This window comes from Actinoplanes sp. CA-131856 (assembly GCF_050956135.1).
Lineage (GTDB): Bacteria > Actinomycetota > Actinomycetes > Mycobacteriales > Micromonosporaceae > Actinoplanes.
Genome location: NZ_CP191849.1, coordinates 1,247,498 through 1,263,310, shown reverse-complemented (window position 1 = coordinate 1,263,310; position 15,813 = coordinate 1,247,498). Strand labels below are relative to the sequence as shown.

Sequence of the window (15,813 nt, the reverse complement as noted above, 5' to 3'; positions counted from 1 at the left end):
TTCGTGAGCAGGCATCCAAGGTTTCAGATGTGTGACTATTTCGTCAACGGGTGCGGGAACGACACCTGAACCCGGAGGCCGTCGTGGCCGGTCGACGACGCCGCGATGACGCCGTCGTGGGCCCGGGTGATCGAGCGGGCGATGGCCAGGCCCAGCCCGGCGCCGCCGCTGTGGTCGATGCGGGCGCCGTGCAGCCGGCGGAACGGCTCGAACAGCGCCGTGACCTCGCTCGGCGGCACGTCGTCGCCCGTGTTCGTCACCGTCAGGGCGGGGTCGTCACCGACCCGGACGTCGATGGTCCCGCCCTCGCGGTTGTACTTGATCGCGTTCTGCACGAGGTTGGTGACCAGGCGCTCCAGCAGCACCCGCTCGCCCTCGACGACCCGCGGGCTCAGCTCGCTGGTGATCGTCAGGCCGGCCTCGGCGGCCCGGGACCGGTGGGCGTCGAGGACCTCGGCCGTGATCTCGTCGAGCCGCAGCGGGGAGCGGGCCAGCAGCCCGCGATCGCTCTCGCTGAGGACCAGCAGGCCCTCGATCAGGCGTTCGTTGCGCTCGTTGGTCTCCAGCAGTTGGGCCGTGAGCAGCGACAGCTGGTCCTCGCTGAGCGTGCGGGCCATGCCGACCTCGATCAGCGTGCGCTGCACGGCGAGCGGGGTGCGCAGCTCATGGGAGGCGTCGGCCGCGAAGCGCCGCTGGGCCTCGTAGCCGACGGCGATGCGGTCCATCATGTCGTCGATGGCGTGCCCGAGCGCGCCCACCTCGTCCCGTTTCTCCGGGCGCAGGCGATAGCCGAGATTCTGCGGCCCGACGTTGTCGATCACCGGGATCAGGCTCTTCAGTGGGGCCAGACACCACCGTACGGCGAAATGAGCCGCGACCAGCAGCGCGATCAGCACGATCGTCACGGTGAGAATTGTCGGGATGCTCGGATGCCGGAACAGCTGACGGCAGACGACCGACGGGCTGTCCGGGCCCGGGGTCAGACACCACGAAGGCCCGAAATCGTTCCACAGGACCAAGAGCTGATCGGCGATTTCCCGTACGAACAACGAGGCGAACAGGAGCAGCGCGCACAGCGCCGTCACGCGGCGGCGGATCATGAACCGAGTCGGTATCCCGCGCGCGGCACGGTGTGGATCACCGGCGGGTCGCCCAGCTTGCGCCGGAGCGTCATCATCGTCATCCGCACGGTGTTGGTGAACGGGTCGGCGTGCTCGTCCCAGGCCTGTTCGAGCAGGTCCTCGGCGCTGACCACCCGCCCGCCGGCGCGCAGCAGCACGTGCAGCACGGCGAACTCCTTGGGCGACAGCGACAGGATCTGCCCGTCGCGGCTGGCCGTGTGCCGCGCGACGTCCAGTTCCACGCCGTCCTGTTCCAGGACCGGAGGCAGGGCCGGTCCGGTACGCCTCGACAGCGCCTGCAGCCGGGCCACCAGCTCGGCGAACGCGAAGGGCTTGGTCAGATAGTCGTCGGCGCCCAGGCCCAGCCCCTCGACCCGGTCGCGGATGCCGGCCGCCGCGGTCAGCAGCAGGACCCGGGTCGGCTGCTCCTGCCGCCCGATCCAGCGGCACACCTCGTCACCCGTGCGCCCCGGCATGTCCCGGTCGAGCACGGCCACGTCGTAGCGGTTGACGCCGAGCCGCTCGATGGCCGCGTCGCCGTCGTAGACCACGTCGACGGCCATGGCCAGCCGCCGCAATCCCTCGGCCACGGTGTCGGCCAACACCCGTTCGTCCTCCGCCACCAGCACTCGCACCGCGTCACGCTCGCACAACTCGCATAAAGGATCCATAAGGGCGCCGCTGACGCCCGCCGGACTGACCGCTCACCACCATCGTCTCCTGTGATGAGAATTCTTTCCGTGGTCTTCGCCGCTTTGATGGTCATCTGTCCGGCTTCCCCGGCGGCGGCGATCGCGTACGGCGAAAACGCTCGGGACGGCGCCTATCCGTTCGCGGTGCTGCTCACCATGAAGGGCCTGCCCACCACCGACGGCGGCACCCGGGACAGCTCGTGCTCGGGCGCGCTCATCGCCGACCGCTGGGTGATCACCGCCGGTCACTGCTTCCGCGACGCCGCGGGCAAGCGGGTCAGCCGCCCGGTCGCCGACGAGACCATCGCCACGATCGGCCGGATCAAGGTCGCGGGCAAGGGCGGTCATGACGTACGGGTCGTCGCCGTCCGCCAGTCGGACACCCACGACGTGGCCCTGGCCGAGCTCGCCTCCCCGGTCACCGGCATCACCCCGCTGCGCCTCGCCACGACACCGCCGGCACCGGGCGAGACGGTCCGCCTCACCGGCTTCGGGCTGACGACCAGAGACGGTGAGTACGTCCCGGTGTCGCGCCTGCAGACCGGGCGCTTCCGCATCGACCACGTCGGCGACTCCCTGCTCGAGACGAGCGGCATCGCCCCGCACGACGAGACGAGCCCGTGCCCGCACGACTCCGGCGGCCCGTACTTCCACGAGCAGAAGGGCCAGGCCCCGGTGCTGGTGGCGGTGGTCAGCTCGGGCCCCGGCTGCCCGCACACCGGACCCGACCACAGCGCCCGCGTCGACAACATCAACGCCTGGATCACCACCACGATCACCACGGACCCCTCGGGCTTCCCGGTCACGTGGACGATCATCGCGGTGGCCGCCGTCGTCATCGGCCTCTGGGCTTTGCGCCGTCGGCTACGTTGACCATTCGTGGGGGAAGAACGAGGCTGGAAGCGCCCCGTGGGCGACCTCGCCGGGATCATCGGCGCCTGGTCGTTCTGGGCGGCACACGACAACTGGATCGTCCAGCTGCTGTGTGCCCTGGTGATCGCCACTCTGGCCGCCGACCTCATCGCGATTCCGATCGCGGCGCTCCGGGAGCACCGCCGTGCCCCCGTCCAGCTCGTGCCGGCCCCGGTCATCTCCCTGCGCCCCGGTGACGACTTCGAACTGATCGTCGGCGCCGGCGTCCTCGACATCGACATCAACGGGCGGCGCTACCGAGCCGAATACGAGGACGACTCCGGTGCGGCGCTGGAGGCGGTCCGGGCCGAGCTGGAGGCGGGGCGAACCATCACCGACCTGAACGCGTTCCTCGCGCCGGCCCTCGTTTTCACGGCTGTGTCACGATAAGGGCCCGGCCGGACATGGGATGAGCGTGAGCCCCGGTATCGAGCACGAGGAACGCTTCCGGCGCGTCTACAGCGCGAACTTCGACGCGCTCCTGGCGTACGCGCTGCGGCGGGTCGAACAGCCCTCGGACGCCGCGGACGTGGTCGCCGAGACCTTCCTGATCGCGTGGCGACGTACCGAGGAAATGCCTCCCGGCGAAGAGACCAGGCTCTGGCTGTACGGGGTCGCCCGGCGGGTGCTCGCCAACCATCACCGTGGCGGCGTCCGCCGGGCGCGGCTGGGCGACCTCCTGCGGCAGCGGCTCACCCCGGCCGCCCCGTCCGATCCGGGCGCCGAGGTGCCGGAACGGCTCGCGGTCCGCGCCGCCCTGGCCCGGCTCAGCACGATCGACCGCGAGGTGCTCACGCTGACCGTCTGGGAGGGGCTGCAACCGCGCGAGGCGGCCATCGTCCTTCAGGTGAGCCCGGAGACCGTGCGCACCAGGCTCTCCCGGGCCCGGGCGAAAATGCGCGACCTCCTCGGTAACGATCGGCGGTCGGGCGGACATGTGCTCGACGTCCTGACCGCACCGACCCCCGAGGAGGCCTGAGAATGTCCGACGAGCAGATCGACCGGCTGGTCCGCGACGCCGACCCGTCCCGGCGCGACGGTGACCTCAGCGGGGCGGAGCACGCTCTCCTGGAGGAGATCATGTCCGAGCCCGTCCGCAAGCCACCGCGCTGGCGCGGCCTCGCCACCGCCGTCGCCGCCGCGGCCGCCGTCACCGGCGTCCTCGTGGCGTCGGCCGTCATCCGCGACCGCCCCGAGACCGGCCAGGCCACACCGGTGGCCACCCGGTCGGCTCCGGCCACGCTCCAGTTCGCGGCGGCCGAGAATTTCCCCCGGCTCCTGATCGAACAGCCCGGCTGGAAGGCCACCCACGTCTACGGTTTCGCCGGCGAGGACGGCACCATCGCCTTCGAGGACGCCACCGGGCGAGGGTTCGAGATGAACTGGTACGCCGCCGAGCACTACGACGGCTTCTACAAGGACCGGCTGGAGGTCAGCCCGCCCGAGGCCACAGTGGTCGACGGATGGAAGGGCGCCCGGTTCACGTACAGCGAAAGCCGTTTCGCCATCATGCTGGAGCCGCGCGAGGGCGTCTTCGTGGAGCTGGGCAGCTCGGGCGGCGCATGGACGAGGGCCGGCTTCGACAAGGTGGTGGCCGACGTCAAGCGTGTCGACGTGGAGACGTTCCTGAAGGCCCTCCCGCCCGAGATCGTCACCCCCGACCGTGAGGACGAGGCGACCAAGAAGATCCTGGCCGACATGCCCGTCCCGCCCGGCTTCGACATGGCCACCCTGAAGGGCTTCGGCGCGAACGACTCCTACCAGTTCGGCGCGAAGGTCACGGGCCACATCGCCTGCGGCTGGATAGCCGAGTGGAAACGAGCCAAGCTGGCCGGCGACACCAAAGCTCAGCAGAAGGCCACTGACGCCCTGCGCGGCAGCCACGGGTGGAAGACCCTCAACGACATGAACGACGAGGGCGACTACCCCGAGGTCCTGTGGGAGTACGCGGACCGCACAGTGGCCGGCGACCCACCGACGGCGGAGGAAGTCGACCAGGGCCTCGGCTGCTCCTGAGCCCACTATGTTGAGTCGATGGACGATGACGCCTTGTACGCAGCCGTTCGCGACGTCCTGAAGGCGGGGCTGGCCGAGGACGGTTCGCTGTTCACGCCGGGCGCGGCCATCTGGACCGCGGAGGCGGCGGACGAGCTCGACGCGAAGTTCGTCCAGCAGCCGGACGCGGGCCAGGGAAGCTTCGTTCAGAAGCTCGCCGGGCAGCTGGCGTCGGCGTCCGGCGAGGCGATCCAGCTCATGGGCGAGCTGATCTACCTGCATCTGCTGCTGCCCAAGGACATCGGCGGGCCGGCCAAGCGGGCGGTGATCGGCGGGGCGCTGCAGTTGATGCCCTCGCCGGTCGCCGTTCCGGCCGCGCTCGACCTGCGGCTCGACCAGGGTGTGGTGCGCGCCGGCACGGCGTACATGACGCAACGGGACCGGCAGATCGCGTTCCTCGTCCGCTTCGTCCAGGCCTGGAAACGTTTGCCGGCCGAGCAGCGGGTGGCGGCGCTCGGCGACCCCTGGATCTTCCGGGCCGAGGTGGACAAGGTGCCGGTGAACAGCGCCTACAGCCAGCGCAACGTGCTGCTCAACCTGCTCTTCCCCGACACGTTCCCAGCGGTGGTGGCGCGGCGGCACAAGCAGCAGATCGTCGACGCGCTCGGCAAGTCGACGGGTGACGTCGACCGTGACCTCGCCGCGGTCGTCGCCGCCCTCCGCGCCGAGACCGGCGCCGCCGTGCGGTTCTACGCGCCACCGCTGCTCGACCGCTGGCGCGGAGCCGACGCGGGCAAGAAGACCGAGGCCCAGCGGGGCTGGCTCGTCCGCGGAGCCAAGGTCCACGGCCACAACCTGGTGGAAAAGTGGCTCACGGAGGGCTTCTGCTCCGTGGCCTTCCCCGAGCTGCCCGAGGTGAAGCCGGGAACGCCGAAGGCCGAGTTGGACGACCTGCTCCACCAGGCGCTGCCCGATCTGACCGCCGCCCAGCGAGGTGTACGGGTCGGTGTGCTCGACCGCTTCCTCAACCACATCAAGCCGGGCGACGTGGTCGTGACCGTGGATTGGAAAGGCGTCTACGCCGGGCGGGTGACCGGCGACGTCACCTGGAGTCCCAGCGACGGGAACCTCTCCAGCCGTCGCCGGGCGGTCGAGTGGGCCAACCCGGACGCCCCGATCGCCCGCGAGCAGCTGTCGCCCACGGCCCGCAACAAGCTCGCCGGTCAGCTCACGGTGAGCGACCTGGGCGCGGCGACCGAGGAGTTCGCCGCGCTGGGCACGCTGATCATCGAGGACGAGCCCTCCGACGTCGAGCTGCCTGATCCCACACCGGATTTCGCCGGGAAGCTCTTCATCGACCGCGATTGGCTCCTGGACACGGTCGACCTCCTCCGGGAGAAGAAGCAGATCATCCTGTACGGGCCGCCGGGCACCGGGAAGACGTATCTGGCGTACGAGCTCGCGCAATATCTGACCGGCGACCGGGACGACGCGTACCGGCTCGTCCAGTTCCACCCGTCGTACTCGTACGAGGACTTCTTCGAGGGTTACCGGCCGGTTCGCGGCGATCAGCCCGGTGGCATCGCTTTCTCGCTGGAGCCCGGGCCCTTCAAGCAGCTCGTACTGGACGCACAGAAGGATCCGTCGCAGCCGTTCGTGCTCATCATCGACGAGATCAACCGGGCCAACCTGGCCAAGGTCTTCGGTGAGCTGTACTTCCTGCTCGAATATCGAGGCCGCCGCATCTCGCTGCAGTACTCACCGCAGGAGGAGTTCGAGCTTCCGCCGAACGTGTTCATCATCGGCACGATGAACACCGCCGACCGGTCCATCGCCCTCGTCGACGCCGCCATGCGCCGCCGGTTCCTCTTCCAGTCCCTCTTCCCGGGCGAGCCGCCGCTGCGCGACATGTTGCGCCGCTGGTTGAAAGCCCACCGGCTTCCCGAGGATCGCGCCGACCTGCTGGACGAGCTCAACCGCACGATCGGCGACCGCGACGCGGCCGTGGGCCCGTCCTATCTCATGAATCCGCGGGTGGCCGACGACGCCGGTCTGGCCCGCATCTGGCGTACCGCCATCGAACCGCTCCTGGAGGAGCGGCATCTCGGCGACGGCGTCGACGTCCGGACCCGGTACGGCTTGGACGCGCTCCGCGGCCGGCTGGGATGAGACGGTTCGGCCTCCGGGAGTACGAGACCGCCGTCTTCGGCCCGGACGACGGGCCGTGGGGCGCGGCGCTGGCCGGCACCGGCCTCGTCACCGCCGCACTCACGGTCGACGGGCGGCTCCGGCTCACCGCGGCCTCGACCGTCGGCGTGCTTCAGGTGCGCTCCGGCGGCGAGGTAGCCGAGCTGCGGGTCCGGCCGAAGCTGCCGATCGCCCGGCTGTTCTGGATGCTCGGCCACGCCCGCGACGACCGGGGCTGGCGATCCGAGGCGGCCGACCTCACGGTGGACGACTTCGTGCCCGCTCTCGCCATGGCTTTCACGGCCGCCGCGTCCCGCGCACTGGCGGCCGGGCTCCTCCAGGGGTACCGCGTCACCGAGGAGGCGTTGCCGTCCCTGCGCGGCCGGCTCCGTGAGGCCGATCAGCTGCGGGGGCGGCTCGGCCTGGCGCCGCCCCTCGATGTCCGCTACGACGACTACTCCGCCGATATCCCCGAGAACCGGATCCTGCTGGCGGCCGTCGACCGGCTTCGCCGTACCCCCGAAGTGCCCTCCGCCGCCAGGCGGGCCCTGCACCGGCTGGCGGCGGCGCTGGCCGATGTCTCGCGCTGGGTGCCGGGGACGCCGCTGCCGCCGGTCGTGGAGACGAGGCTGAATCTTCGCTACCGGCCGGCTCTGCGGCTGGCCCGTCTCGTGCTCGACGGCCAGGGACTCGATCACCGGTCCGGCGCCGAGCGCGCCACCGGCTTCACCTTCGACCTGAACATCGTCTTCGAGGACTGGCTGACCGCCGTCCTCCGGGAGGCGATCACCGCCCGGCGGGGCGGCACGGTGGTGGCCCAGCACCGGGCCCACCTCGACGAGGGCGCCCGCGTCGACCTGCGCCCCGACATCACCTGGTGGCGTGACGGCGCCTGCCTTGGCGTCGTCGACGCCAAGTACAAGAGGTCGAGCGCGAACGCCGACCTCTACCAGATGCTCGCCTACTGCACGGCCTTGAACCTGGCCGAGGGCCACCTCGTCTACGCGGCCGACCGCGATCCCGGCCGGGAGCACCGGCTGATCGGCAGCGGGGTCCGCGTCGTCGCGCACGGGCTGGACCTGGCGGCACCGGTCGAGGACGTGCGGCAGCAGATCGAGCGCATCGCGGACCGGGTGACAGGGATTGCTTGACTGGGCGGCATGACCGTCCGGACCGAGCTCGACGGCGAGACGATCCGCATGTGCCAGGGCTTAGTAGACGCCCATCGAGACATCGCCCAGCGTGTCGTTCCAGACGGAGTGCCTGTCGTCGATCGCGGCCGGGATGCGGTCCGTCATCGGCGCTCCCAACGGGCTTGAACCTGGAGTCGACTCTATAGACATCGAGATCTGTCGATTGCTCGCCAAACGGACAAAGAGTCCGTTGTGGCGCCCGAATTATCCCTAAGACTCCCCGGACGTTGTTCAGGCGCTCGGGGGAGGCTGTGGGTTTTGCAGGGTCGCGTCAAAGTGCCTGTACATCCCGCGCTCTCTGGAGAGACGGTCACGCTCGCGGGACGGTACGACTACCCGGCGTACAGTGTGCTCGCTGGGGCGCCGGCGGTGCCGGAGGCGGGTGACCGCCGGATACGGATGCGGCGGCTGGCCCGGCGGCGGCCGCTGACGACGCTGGCCATCACGGTGCTGGCGTTCGCCTTCGAGACGACGTTCTTCTTCTGGCTCGTGTCGTCCATCGAGCTGCCGGACCGGAGCATGCGGCCGTGGCTGTTCGGGGCGACCGCCGTCATGATCGGGGCGACCGCCCTCATCGAGCTGTTCCGGCTGGTCAACGTGGTCACGTTGTGCCTGGCCACGCTGTGGGCCCGCGATCCGCGGCCGCTGGTGCCGCCGGCCGGGCTCAAAGTGGCGTTCCTGACCACGATCGTGCCGGGCAAGGAGCCGATCGACATGGTCGAGCGGACGCTCTGGGCGGCACGGCAGGTGCGGCATCCGGGGACGTACGAGGTCTGGCTGCTCGACGAGGGCGACGACGACGATGTGCGGGGCATGTGCGCGCGGATCGGGGTGCGGCATTTCTCGCGGAAGGGCGTCGAGGCGTACAACACCGAATCCGGTCCTTTCAAGGCGCGCACCAAGCACGGCAACTACAACGCCTGGGTGGACCGGCACGGCGACGCCTACGACGTCTTCGTCTCGGTCGATCCCGACCATGTGCCGCTGCCGAACTTCTGCGAGCGGCTGCTCGGCTACTTCCACGACGAGGATGTGGCCTTCGTGGTCGGTCCGCAGATCTACGGCAACTACGACAACGTGGTCACGCGGTGGGCCGAGTCGCAGCAGTACCTGTTCCACTCGCTGCTCCAGCGCGCGGGCAACAAGCACGGCATCGCGATGCTCGTGGGCACCAACAACGCCGTACGGATCAAGGCCTTGAAAGCGATCGGCGGCCTCCAGGACTCGATCACCGAGGACATGGCGACCAGCCTGGCCGTGCACGCCGCCAAGAACGAGGAGACCGGGAACCGGTGGCGCTCGGTCTACACGCCCGACGTGCTCGCGGTCGGTGAGGGGCCGTCGTCCTGGACCGACTACTTCAGCCAGCAGCACCGGTGGTCGCGCGGCACCGACGAGGTGGTCGTGACGAAGTTCTGGCGGCTCGCGTGGCGGCTCGGCTTCAAGCGCAGCCTGCACTACGGGCTCCTGATGTCGTACTACCCGCTGACCGCGCTGGCCTGGGTGCTCGGCGCCGTGAACGCCACCTGCTATCTGATCCTCGGGGCCAAGGGTGTGCAGGTGCCGCACGAGGTGTGGCTGATGTTGTACGCGGACGCCGCCCTCTTCCAGGTCGGGCTCTACGTCTTCAACCGGCGGCACAACGTGTCGCCGCACGAGGTGGCCGGGTCGTCGGGGCTCACCGGGATGATCGCCTCGACGCTCTGCGCGCCGGTCTATGTGAGCTCGTACGTCGGTGCCGTGCTGCGTCGCCGCGCCGGGTTCGTCGTTACTCCCAAGGGCGATTCGACCAGCCCCGACCGGATGAGCACCTTTCGGCACGGGCTGCTGTGGGCCGTCTTCTACGCCGTCCTGCTGGCCAGCGCGCCGATCGGTGATCACGTGGACGGCGCGATGTGGCTCTGGCCCAGCTTGAACCTGGCCATCTGCTTGGCACCGACAGCCATCTGGCTGATAACCAGGAGAGATAAGTGACTCCCCGACAAAGACCGACCCTCGCCCGGCGCCTGCTGAGCTACCTGATCACGCTGGTGGTGCTCGGGTTCGTCGTAGCGGTGAACCGCCCGATGATGGCCGCCGCGAACGAGGCGTACCGCGAGTTCACCATCAACCGGCAGTCCTACAAGGAGAAGTACGGCCACTGGTCGCGCCTGCACGTGCCGGAGAGCTTCCGGGTCAACGCGATCCACGCCGCCCTGCTGCACACCGGCAAGGTGCTGATCATCGCGGGCAGCGGCAACAACCGGGAGGCGTTCGAGGCCGGCACGTTCCGGACCGTGCTGTTCGACCCGGCCACCGACCGGTTCACCGACGTGCCGACGCCGACGGATGTGTTCTGCGCGGGACACACGTTCCTCGGCAACGGCAACGTGCTCGTGGCCGGCGGCACGAAGTCGTACGAGCGCCTGGAGAAGGACATCACCCACGCCGCCGGCGTGATGAAGTTGAAGAACGAGTCGCCCAACGGCGGGCCACGGACGTTCCGTAAGGGAACCGTCCTGCTAGCCGCCGACAACACGAGATATCGAACACGAGCCGACGTCACGCTGCAACCGGCGACCGCGATGAAACACGGCGACCACAACATGATCCACGCCTCCGAGGTGGAGGTCTGGGTCGACGCCGAGAAGCCCGGGGACGGGCCCATCGTCCGCAAGCCGGCCCAATATCGGGTCGAAGGGCTGACCGGCGACGATCAACGGAACATCTACGGCCTGGCCGACAAGATCACCAGGGAGAAGCAGGAGTACGGCGGGGACAGGACGGCGTACGAGTTCGACCCCCGCACCGAGCGCTACGTGCGCGTCGGCGACATGGTGAAGCACCGCTGGTATCCGACACTGACCGAGATGCCGGACGGCAACGTGCTGGCCGTCTCCGGTCTCGACGAGTTCGGCCGCCTGCTGCCCGGCGACAACGAGCGCTACCTGGTGGACCGCCGGCAGTGGGAGGCCACGCCCGGGCTCAAGCGCCAGTTCCCCACCTATCCGGCCTTCCACATCATGGACGACGGCCGTCTCTTCTACTCCGGGTCGAACTCCGGATACGGCTCCGACAAGATCGGCCGTACGCCCGGGATCTGGGACCTGACGAACAATTCCTTCACGACGACGCCGGGCCTGCGGAACCCGCGGATGACCGAGACCAGCTCGTCCGTGCTGCTGCCGCCGGCGCAGGAGCAGAAGGTGATGATCTTCGGCGGGGGCGCGATCGGCGAGTCGCCGGTGTCCACCGCCCGCACCGACATCATCGACCTGAACGTGGCCAAGCCCGCCTATCGTCCCGGCCCCGACCTGCCCAAGCCCGCCCGCTATCTGAACGCCGTGATCCTGCCCGACGACGGCGTCTTCACCACCGGTGGCTCGTCCGGCTATCGCGGCGGGCCCTATCGGGGCGAGGCGCGCAGCGACCTGTTCAACTCGCAGATCTACCGGCCCGGGGCGAACCGGTTCGAGAAGGCGGCCGATTCGGCGGTCGGCCGCAACTATCACTCCGAGGCGATCCTGCTGCCGGACGGCCGGGTGATCACCCTGGGCAGCGACCCGCTGTACGACGAGACCGGGCGCAACCCGGGCTCGTTCGAGAAGCGGATCGAGGTCTACAGCCCGCCGTACCTGTTCAAGAAGGGCGACCGCCCGGTCGTCACGAGCGGGCCGCGCGAGGTCTCGCACGGCTCGGTCATCCACTTCCCCACCCCGGACGCCGGGCGCGCGGTCGCGGCCCGGCTGATCCGGCCGAGCGCGGTCACCCACGTGCTCGACGTCGACCAGCGGTCGGTGGCGCTGCCACTGGTCCGCCGGCCGCACGGCGTCACCCTGACCTTCCCGAAGCGCGACGGCGTGATGCCGTCCGGCTGGTACATGCTGTTCCTGATCGACGACCGGGGCGTGCCGTCGGTGGGCCGGTGGGTGAGGGTCCGGTGAAACGGCGCTACGTGCTGCTCACCGCCGGCCTGCTGGTCGCGGCCGGCATCGCCGCCCCCGTCGCCATAAGCGCCAGTGAGAAGAAGGAGACGCCGCCGCCCGAGGAAGTCTGGGACGGCCGTCTCACCGGGCAGGGTCTCTACGTCGACCCCACCGGCGCCGCCGCCGAGCAGGTCCGGGCCTGGGAGGCGGCCGGCCGGACGAGGGACGCCGCGATCCTCCGGCGCATCGCCGACCGGCCCACCGCCACCTGGTTCGCCGACGAGTCGCCGGGCTACGCCGACCGGGCCCGGCAGCTGGTCACCGACGCCCGCCGGGCCGGCAAGCTCCCGGTGCTCACGCTCTATCACATCCCGAACCGTGATTGCTCCGGTCATTCGGCGGGCGGGGCGGCCAGTGCCGTCGCCTATCGTCAGTGGGTCAACGCGCTGGCCACGGCCATCCGCGGCCACCGCTCGGTGGTCGTGCTGGAGCCGGACGCGGTCGCGCAGACCGTGCGCGGCTGCCTGAACGCCAGGGCCGCGACCGAGCGGTTCGCGCTGCTCGTGCACGCCGTGACGGTGTTGCGGGCCAACCCGGGCACACTGGTCTATGTGGACGCGGGCAACCCGACCTGGATCCGCAAGCCGGCCCAGATGGCGGCCGCCCTGCGCCGGGCCGGCATCCAGCGGGCCAGCGGCTTCGCCCTCAACGTGGCCAACTTCGAGAGGACGGCGGACAACGTCCGGTACGGCACGGCGCTGTCCCGCCAGCTCGGTGGCACCCACTTCGTCGTCGACACCAGCCGCAACGGCAACGGCCCGGCCAAGGTGGGCGCGGGCGACCGCCACTGGTGCAACCCGGTCGGCCGCAAGCTGGGCGAGGCGCCGACGACACGCACCGGGCACACGCTGGTCGACGCGTACCTGTGGGTGAAGCGACCGGGCGAGTCGGACGGCGCCTGCTCGGCCGGCGCCCCGCCGGCCGGGCAGTGGTGGCCCGAATACGCGCTGGCGCTGGCATCATGACGGCGTGACGCTGATCGACCTCGTGCCGCCGGAGGTGGTGGTCGTCGAGGCGTTCGGCGACCGCCCCGGCGAGGAGCCGTTCCCCGGCGAAGAGCATCTGATCGCGCGGGCCACCGAGGGGCGGCGCCGCGAGTTCATCACCGGCCGTCGCAGCGCCCGCGAGGCGCTGCGACGGCTCGGCTTCGCCCCGGCGCCCATCCTCACCGGCCCGCGACGGCAGCCGCTGTGGCCGGCCGGGGTGGTCGGCAGCATCACGCACTGCGCCGGTTACCGGGCGGCGGCGGTGGCCCGGGCCGGCGACATCGCATCGGTCGGCGTCGACGCCGAGCCGCACGACGCCCTGCCGCCCGAGGTGATCCCCGGGGTGACGCTGCCCGCCGAACGCGACATGCTGGCCGCGCTCGGCGACAGCCTGCACTGGGACCGGTTGCTGTTCAGCGCCAAGGAGTCCATCTACAAGGCGTGGTTCCCGCTGACCGAGCGCTGGCTGGGCTTCGACGAGTGCGTGCTCTCCATCGACCCGGCCGCGCGGACCTTCACCGGCCGCCCGCTCGTCGACTCCCCGCTGCCCGAGTTCCACGGCCGCTTCACGGTCGAGCGCGACCTGGTCATGACCGCCGTGACGGTGAGGTCCGGGCGCCGCACCACCGAGAAGGTCACGGTAACGGCGCCCACCGGGCGTTGACGAAGTCGGGCCAGCCTCCTTCGAGGTGGCGCAGCAGGACACCCTCGCGCAGGCCCCACGGGCTGATCCGCAGGAAGGTCAGGCCGAGGCCCCGCATCAATTCGTCGGCGACGATCGAGCCGGCCACGATCTGGCAGGCCCGGTGCTTGGAGACGCCCGGCAGCTTCGCGCGGCGCTTGGCCGGCATGGCCGCCAACCGGTCGGTCCACGGGCGCAACCGGCGGCGGTGCAGGCGGCGGGCCACGTACGGGCCGCGCCGCAGGGACGGGGCGCCGGTGAGGCGGGCCAGCTGCTGAAAGGTCTTCGAGGCGGCGACCGCCGTCGACCGCGACTCCCAGGAGGTGCCGGCGAGGGCCTGGTGCACCTCGGCGCGGACGTGCCGGCGCAGGTCACGGGCGGCCCGGGTGGCCGGCGAGGCGCCGCCGCGCAGGAAGCGCCGGGTCAGGACGCGGGCGCCCAGATCGAGCGAGACCGCCCAGTCGGGCTTCTCCTCGTGGCCGAAGGCCAGTTCGAGCGAGCCGCCGCCGATGTCGGCCAGCAGCAGGGGGCCGCCGCACCAGCTCTCCCAGCGGCGGGCGGCCAGATAGGTCGTCTCGGCGTCCTCGACGCCGGTCAGCGTGCCGAGCCGCACCCCGGTGGCCGCGGCCACCTGGTCGAGCACCTCGTCGCGGTCCGGCGCGTCCCTGATCACCGCCGTGGCGTACGGCAGAAGCTCCTCGACACCCGCCCGCCTGGCCTCGGCGACGGCCTCGCCCACCGCGGTGATGAGCCGCCGGCGGCCCTCGGGACCGAGGCCGCCGTCCGGACGCAACCCGGCGGCGAGGGCGGTGTGTGCCTTCCACGATCGCGATGTGGTTCCCGGCGCCCCGATGAGCAGGTTGACCGAATTCGATCCCACATCGAGCACTGCCGCACGCATTTATTGCCCTCCCGTCGTCAGCCCGGGGCACGGCGGATACCACGCGGCGACCGCCATAAACCCGCTCATCGGCAGGTGACCGGCGATCCGTCGCGTTTTGCGCGGGTCCGTCGGGGAATTCCGAACCCATGCAGCCGAACAGTCCGACCGATTCCCTTCCCATCGCCCGGGTGAACGTGGGCATGACCGTGGTCGACGCGACCGGCGACGAGGTGGGTTCCGTGTCCGCCGTGCAGATGCCGGGCACCGACGTACGCCCGGACACGGTCGCCGGCGTGGCCGAGCACCTGGTGACCACGGGCTATCTGCGCATCGACGGCACCGGTCTGCTCTCCAACGACGTGTACGCGGGCGGCGACCAGATCGCCGGCAGTGTCGAGGGCGAGCCGGCCGTGGTGAACCTGCGGGTGCCGCGCGACGAGCTGCACCGCGCGGCGAGCTGAGCCGCCTCGGCGGCGCCTACGCGCTCCAGGGTGGCGCGCTCCCCCTGGATCGTTCGACGACGTCGCCGAGGCCCCACCGCGGGTACCGTGTCAGGAATGCGCGTTCTTGTGGTGGGTGGGCACGGGAAGGTGGCGCGGCTGCTGCTGCCGCGGCTCGACGAGGCGACGACGGTCTTCCGGAACGCCGATCACACGGCCGAGGTGGCCGCGACCGGGGCGAAACCGGTGGTCTTCGACGTGGAGCGGGCGAGCGTGGAGGAGATGGCCACGCTGTTCGAGGGCCACGACGCGATCGTCTGGTCGGCCGGGGCCGGTGGTGGCGATCCGGCGCGGACGTACGCGGTGGACCGCGACGCGGCGATCCGGTCGATGGACGCGGCGGCCCGCGCCGGCGTGGACCGCTACGTGATGGTGTCGTACTTCGGAGCGGGTCCCGAACACGGCGTGCCGCCGGAGAACGGCTTCTTCCCGTACGCCGAGGCGAAGGCCGCGGCCGACACCCATCTGCGCGAGTCGCGGCTGAACTGGACGATCCTGGGTCCGAGCGCGCTGACCGACGCCGCCGGAACGGGCCGGATCGAGACGGCCGAGCAGGGCGCGACGTCGGGTTCGGTGTCGCGGGACGACGTGGCGGCGGTGGTGGTCGAGGTCCTGGGCGAGCCGTCCACCCACGGCCGCACGATCAACTTCAACAACGGGGCAACACCGATTCCCGAGGCCGTACGCCTTCTCTAGC

The 15,813-nt window shown here is 70.7% G+C and carries 15 protein-coding genes; 12 read left to right on the top strand and 3 right to left on the bottom strand.

The genetic code is table 11. The annotated features are described in order from the left end of the window. Nucleotides 1-35 precede the first annotated feature (35 nt). Both ACQP2X_RS06115 and ACQP2X_RS06110 read right to left on the bottom strand, forming a co-directional pair. Nucleotides 36-1,100, bottom strand: coding sequence for a sensor histidine kinase (locus ACQP2X_RS06115; RefSeq protein WP_498694947.1), 1,065 nt, complete (start codon nt 1,098-1,100; stop codon nt 36-38). Further along, on the bottom strand, nt 1,097-1,756 hold the full coding sequence (locus ACQP2X_RS06110) for a response regulator transcription factor (RefSeq protein WP_498694946.1): 660 nt from the start codon (nt 1,754-1,756) through the stop codon (nt 1,097-1,099). Before ACQP2X_RS06110 ends, ACQP2X_RS06115 begins: the two co-directional genes overlap by 4 nt. Before the next feature lie 90 nt (nt 1,757-1,846). Between ACQP2X_RS06110 and ACQP2X_RS06105 the strand changes: the two genes are divergently transcribed. The 10 genes from ACQP2X_RS06105 to ACQP2X_RS06060 all read left to right on the top strand — a co-directional run bounded on the left by ACQP2X_RS06105 (nt 1,847) and on the right by ACQP2X_RS06060 (nt 13,715). Beyond that, nucleotides 1,847-2,686: a S1 family peptidase gene (locus tag ACQP2X_RS06105; protein WP_498694944.1), complete on the top strand. Its 840-nt coding sequence runs from the start codon at nt 1,847-1,849 to the stop codon at nt 2,684-2,686. Nucleotides 2,687-2,692: 6 nt separating this feature from the next. Next, a complete protein-coding gene (locus tag ACQP2X_RS06100; protein ID WP_498694943.1) occupies nt 2,693-3,115 on the top strand; it encodes a hypothetical protein in 423 nt (140 codons plus the stop codon). A gap of 19 nt (nt 3,116-3,134) precedes the next feature. Beyond that, nucleotides 3,135-3,704: an RNA polymerase sigma factor gene (locus ACQP2X_RS06095; RefSeq protein ID WP_498694942.1), complete on the top strand. Its 570-nt coding sequence runs from the start codon at nt 3,135-3,137 to the stop codon at nt 3,702-3,704. A gap of 2 nt (nt 3,705-3,706) precedes the next feature. Beyond that, on the top strand, nt 3,707-4,741 hold the full coding sequence (locus ACQP2X_RS06090; protein WP_498694940.1) for a hypothetical protein: 1,035 nt from the start codon (nt 3,707-3,709) through the stop codon (nt 4,739-4,741). An 18-nt stretch (nt 4,742-4,759) separates the two neighbouring features. Next, complete coding sequence (locus ACQP2X_RS06085) at nt 4,760-6,889, top strand: McrB family protein (RefSeq protein WP_498694938.1); 2,130 nt, start codon at nt 4,760-4,762, stop codon at nt 6,887-6,889. Then, entirely contained in the window at nt 6,886-8,058 is a 1,173-nt protein-coding gene (locus ACQP2X_RS06080) for an McrC family protein (protein WP_498694936.1), read from the top strand. Before ACQP2X_RS06085 ends, ACQP2X_RS06080 begins: the two co-directional genes overlap by 4 nt. Before the next feature lie 318 nt (nt 8,059-8,376). Beyond that, complete coding sequence (locus ACQP2X_RS06075) at nt 8,377-10,074, top strand: glycosyltransferase family 2 protein (protein WP_498694934.1); 1,698 nt, start codon at nt 8,377-8,379, stop codon at nt 10,072-10,074. Further along, entirely contained in the window at nt 10,071-12,023 is a 1,953-nt protein-coding gene (gene glxA, locus ACQP2X_RS06070) for a radical copper oxidase GlxA (protein WP_498694933.1), read from the top strand. The genes ACQP2X_RS06075 and glxA overlap by 4 nt, the downstream gene beginning before the upstream one ends. Then, a complete protein-coding gene (locus tag ACQP2X_RS06065; protein ID WP_498694931.1) occupies nt 12,020-13,030 on the top strand; it encodes a glycoside hydrolase family 6 protein in 1,011 nt (336 codons plus the stop codon). The genes glxA and ACQP2X_RS06065 overlap by 4 nt, the downstream gene beginning before the upstream one ends. Before the next feature lie 4 nt (nt 13,031-13,034). Then, entirely contained in the window at nt 13,035-13,715 is a 681-nt protein-coding gene (locus ACQP2X_RS06060) for a 4'-phosphopantetheinyl transferase family protein (protein ID WP_498694930.1), read from the top strand. Here ACQP2X_RS06060 and ACQP2X_RS06055 read toward each other — a convergent pair. Continuing rightward, nucleotides 13,687-14,634, bottom strand: a complete 948-nt coding sequence (locus ACQP2X_RS06055; RefSeq protein ID WP_498694928.1) for a Ppx/GppA family phosphatase — start codon at nt 14,632-14,634, stop codon at nt 13,687-13,689. The genes ACQP2X_RS06060 and ACQP2X_RS06055 overlap by 29 nt on opposite strands. Before the next feature lie 128 nt (nt 14,635-14,762). Between ACQP2X_RS06055 and ACQP2X_RS06050 the strand changes: the two genes are divergently transcribed. Then, on the top strand, nt 14,763-15,077 hold the full coding sequence (locus ACQP2X_RS06050; RefSeq protein WP_498694927.1) for a hypothetical protein: 315 nt from the start codon (nt 14,763-14,765) through the stop codon (nt 15,075-15,077). Between the two features lie 96 nt (nt 15,078-15,173). After that, nucleotides 15,174-15,812 (top strand): SDR family oxidoreductase, encoded by a 639-nt coding sequence (locus tag ACQP2X_RS06045; protein WP_498694926.1) that lies wholly within the window; start codon nt 15,174-15,176, stop codon nt 15,810-15,812. Nucleotide 15,813 lies beyond the last annotated feature (1 nt).

What these genes read in the sequence shown, in the direction of transcription:
- ACQP2X_RS06115 (WP_498694947.1), bottom strand. Translation starts at nt 1,100, where the DNA reads ATGATCCGCCGCCGCGTGACGGCGCTGTGCGCGCTGCTCCTGTTCGCC.
- ACQP2X_RS06105 (WP_498694944.1), top strand. Translation starts at nt 1,847, where the DNA reads ATGAGAATTCTTTCCGTGGTCTTCGCCGCTTTGATGGTCATCTGTCCG.
- ACQP2X_RS06095 (WP_498694942.1), top strand. Translation starts at nt 3,135, where the DNA reads ATGAGCGTGAGCCCCGGTATCGAGCACGAGGAACGCTTCCGGCGCGTC.
- ACQP2X_RS06090 (WP_498694940.1), top strand. Translation starts at nt 3,707, where the DNA reads ATGTCCGACGAGCAGATCGACCGGCTGGTCCGCGACGCCGACCCGTCC.
- ACQP2X_RS06085 (WP_498694938.1), top strand. Translation starts at nt 4,760, where the DNA reads ATGGACGATGACGCCTTGTACGCAGCCGTTCGCGACGTCCTGAAGGCG.
- ACQP2X_RS06080 (WP_498694936.1), top strand. Translation starts at nt 6,886, where the DNA reads ATGAGACGGTTCGGCCTCCGGGAGTACGAGACCGCCGTCTTCGGCCCG.
- ACQP2X_RS06055 (WP_498694928.1), bottom strand. Translation starts at nt 14,634, where the DNA reads ATGCGTGCGGCAGTGCTCGATGTGGGATCGAATTCGGTCAACCTGCTC.
- ACQP2X_RS06050 (WP_498694927.1), top strand. Translation starts at nt 14,763, where the DNA reads ATGCAGCCGAACAGTCCGACCGATTCCCTTCCCATCGCCCGGGTGAAC.
- ACQP2X_RS06045 (WP_498694926.1), top strand. Translation starts at nt 15,174, where the DNA reads ATGCGCGTTCTTGTGGTGGGTGGGCACGGGAAGGTGGCGCGGCTGCTG.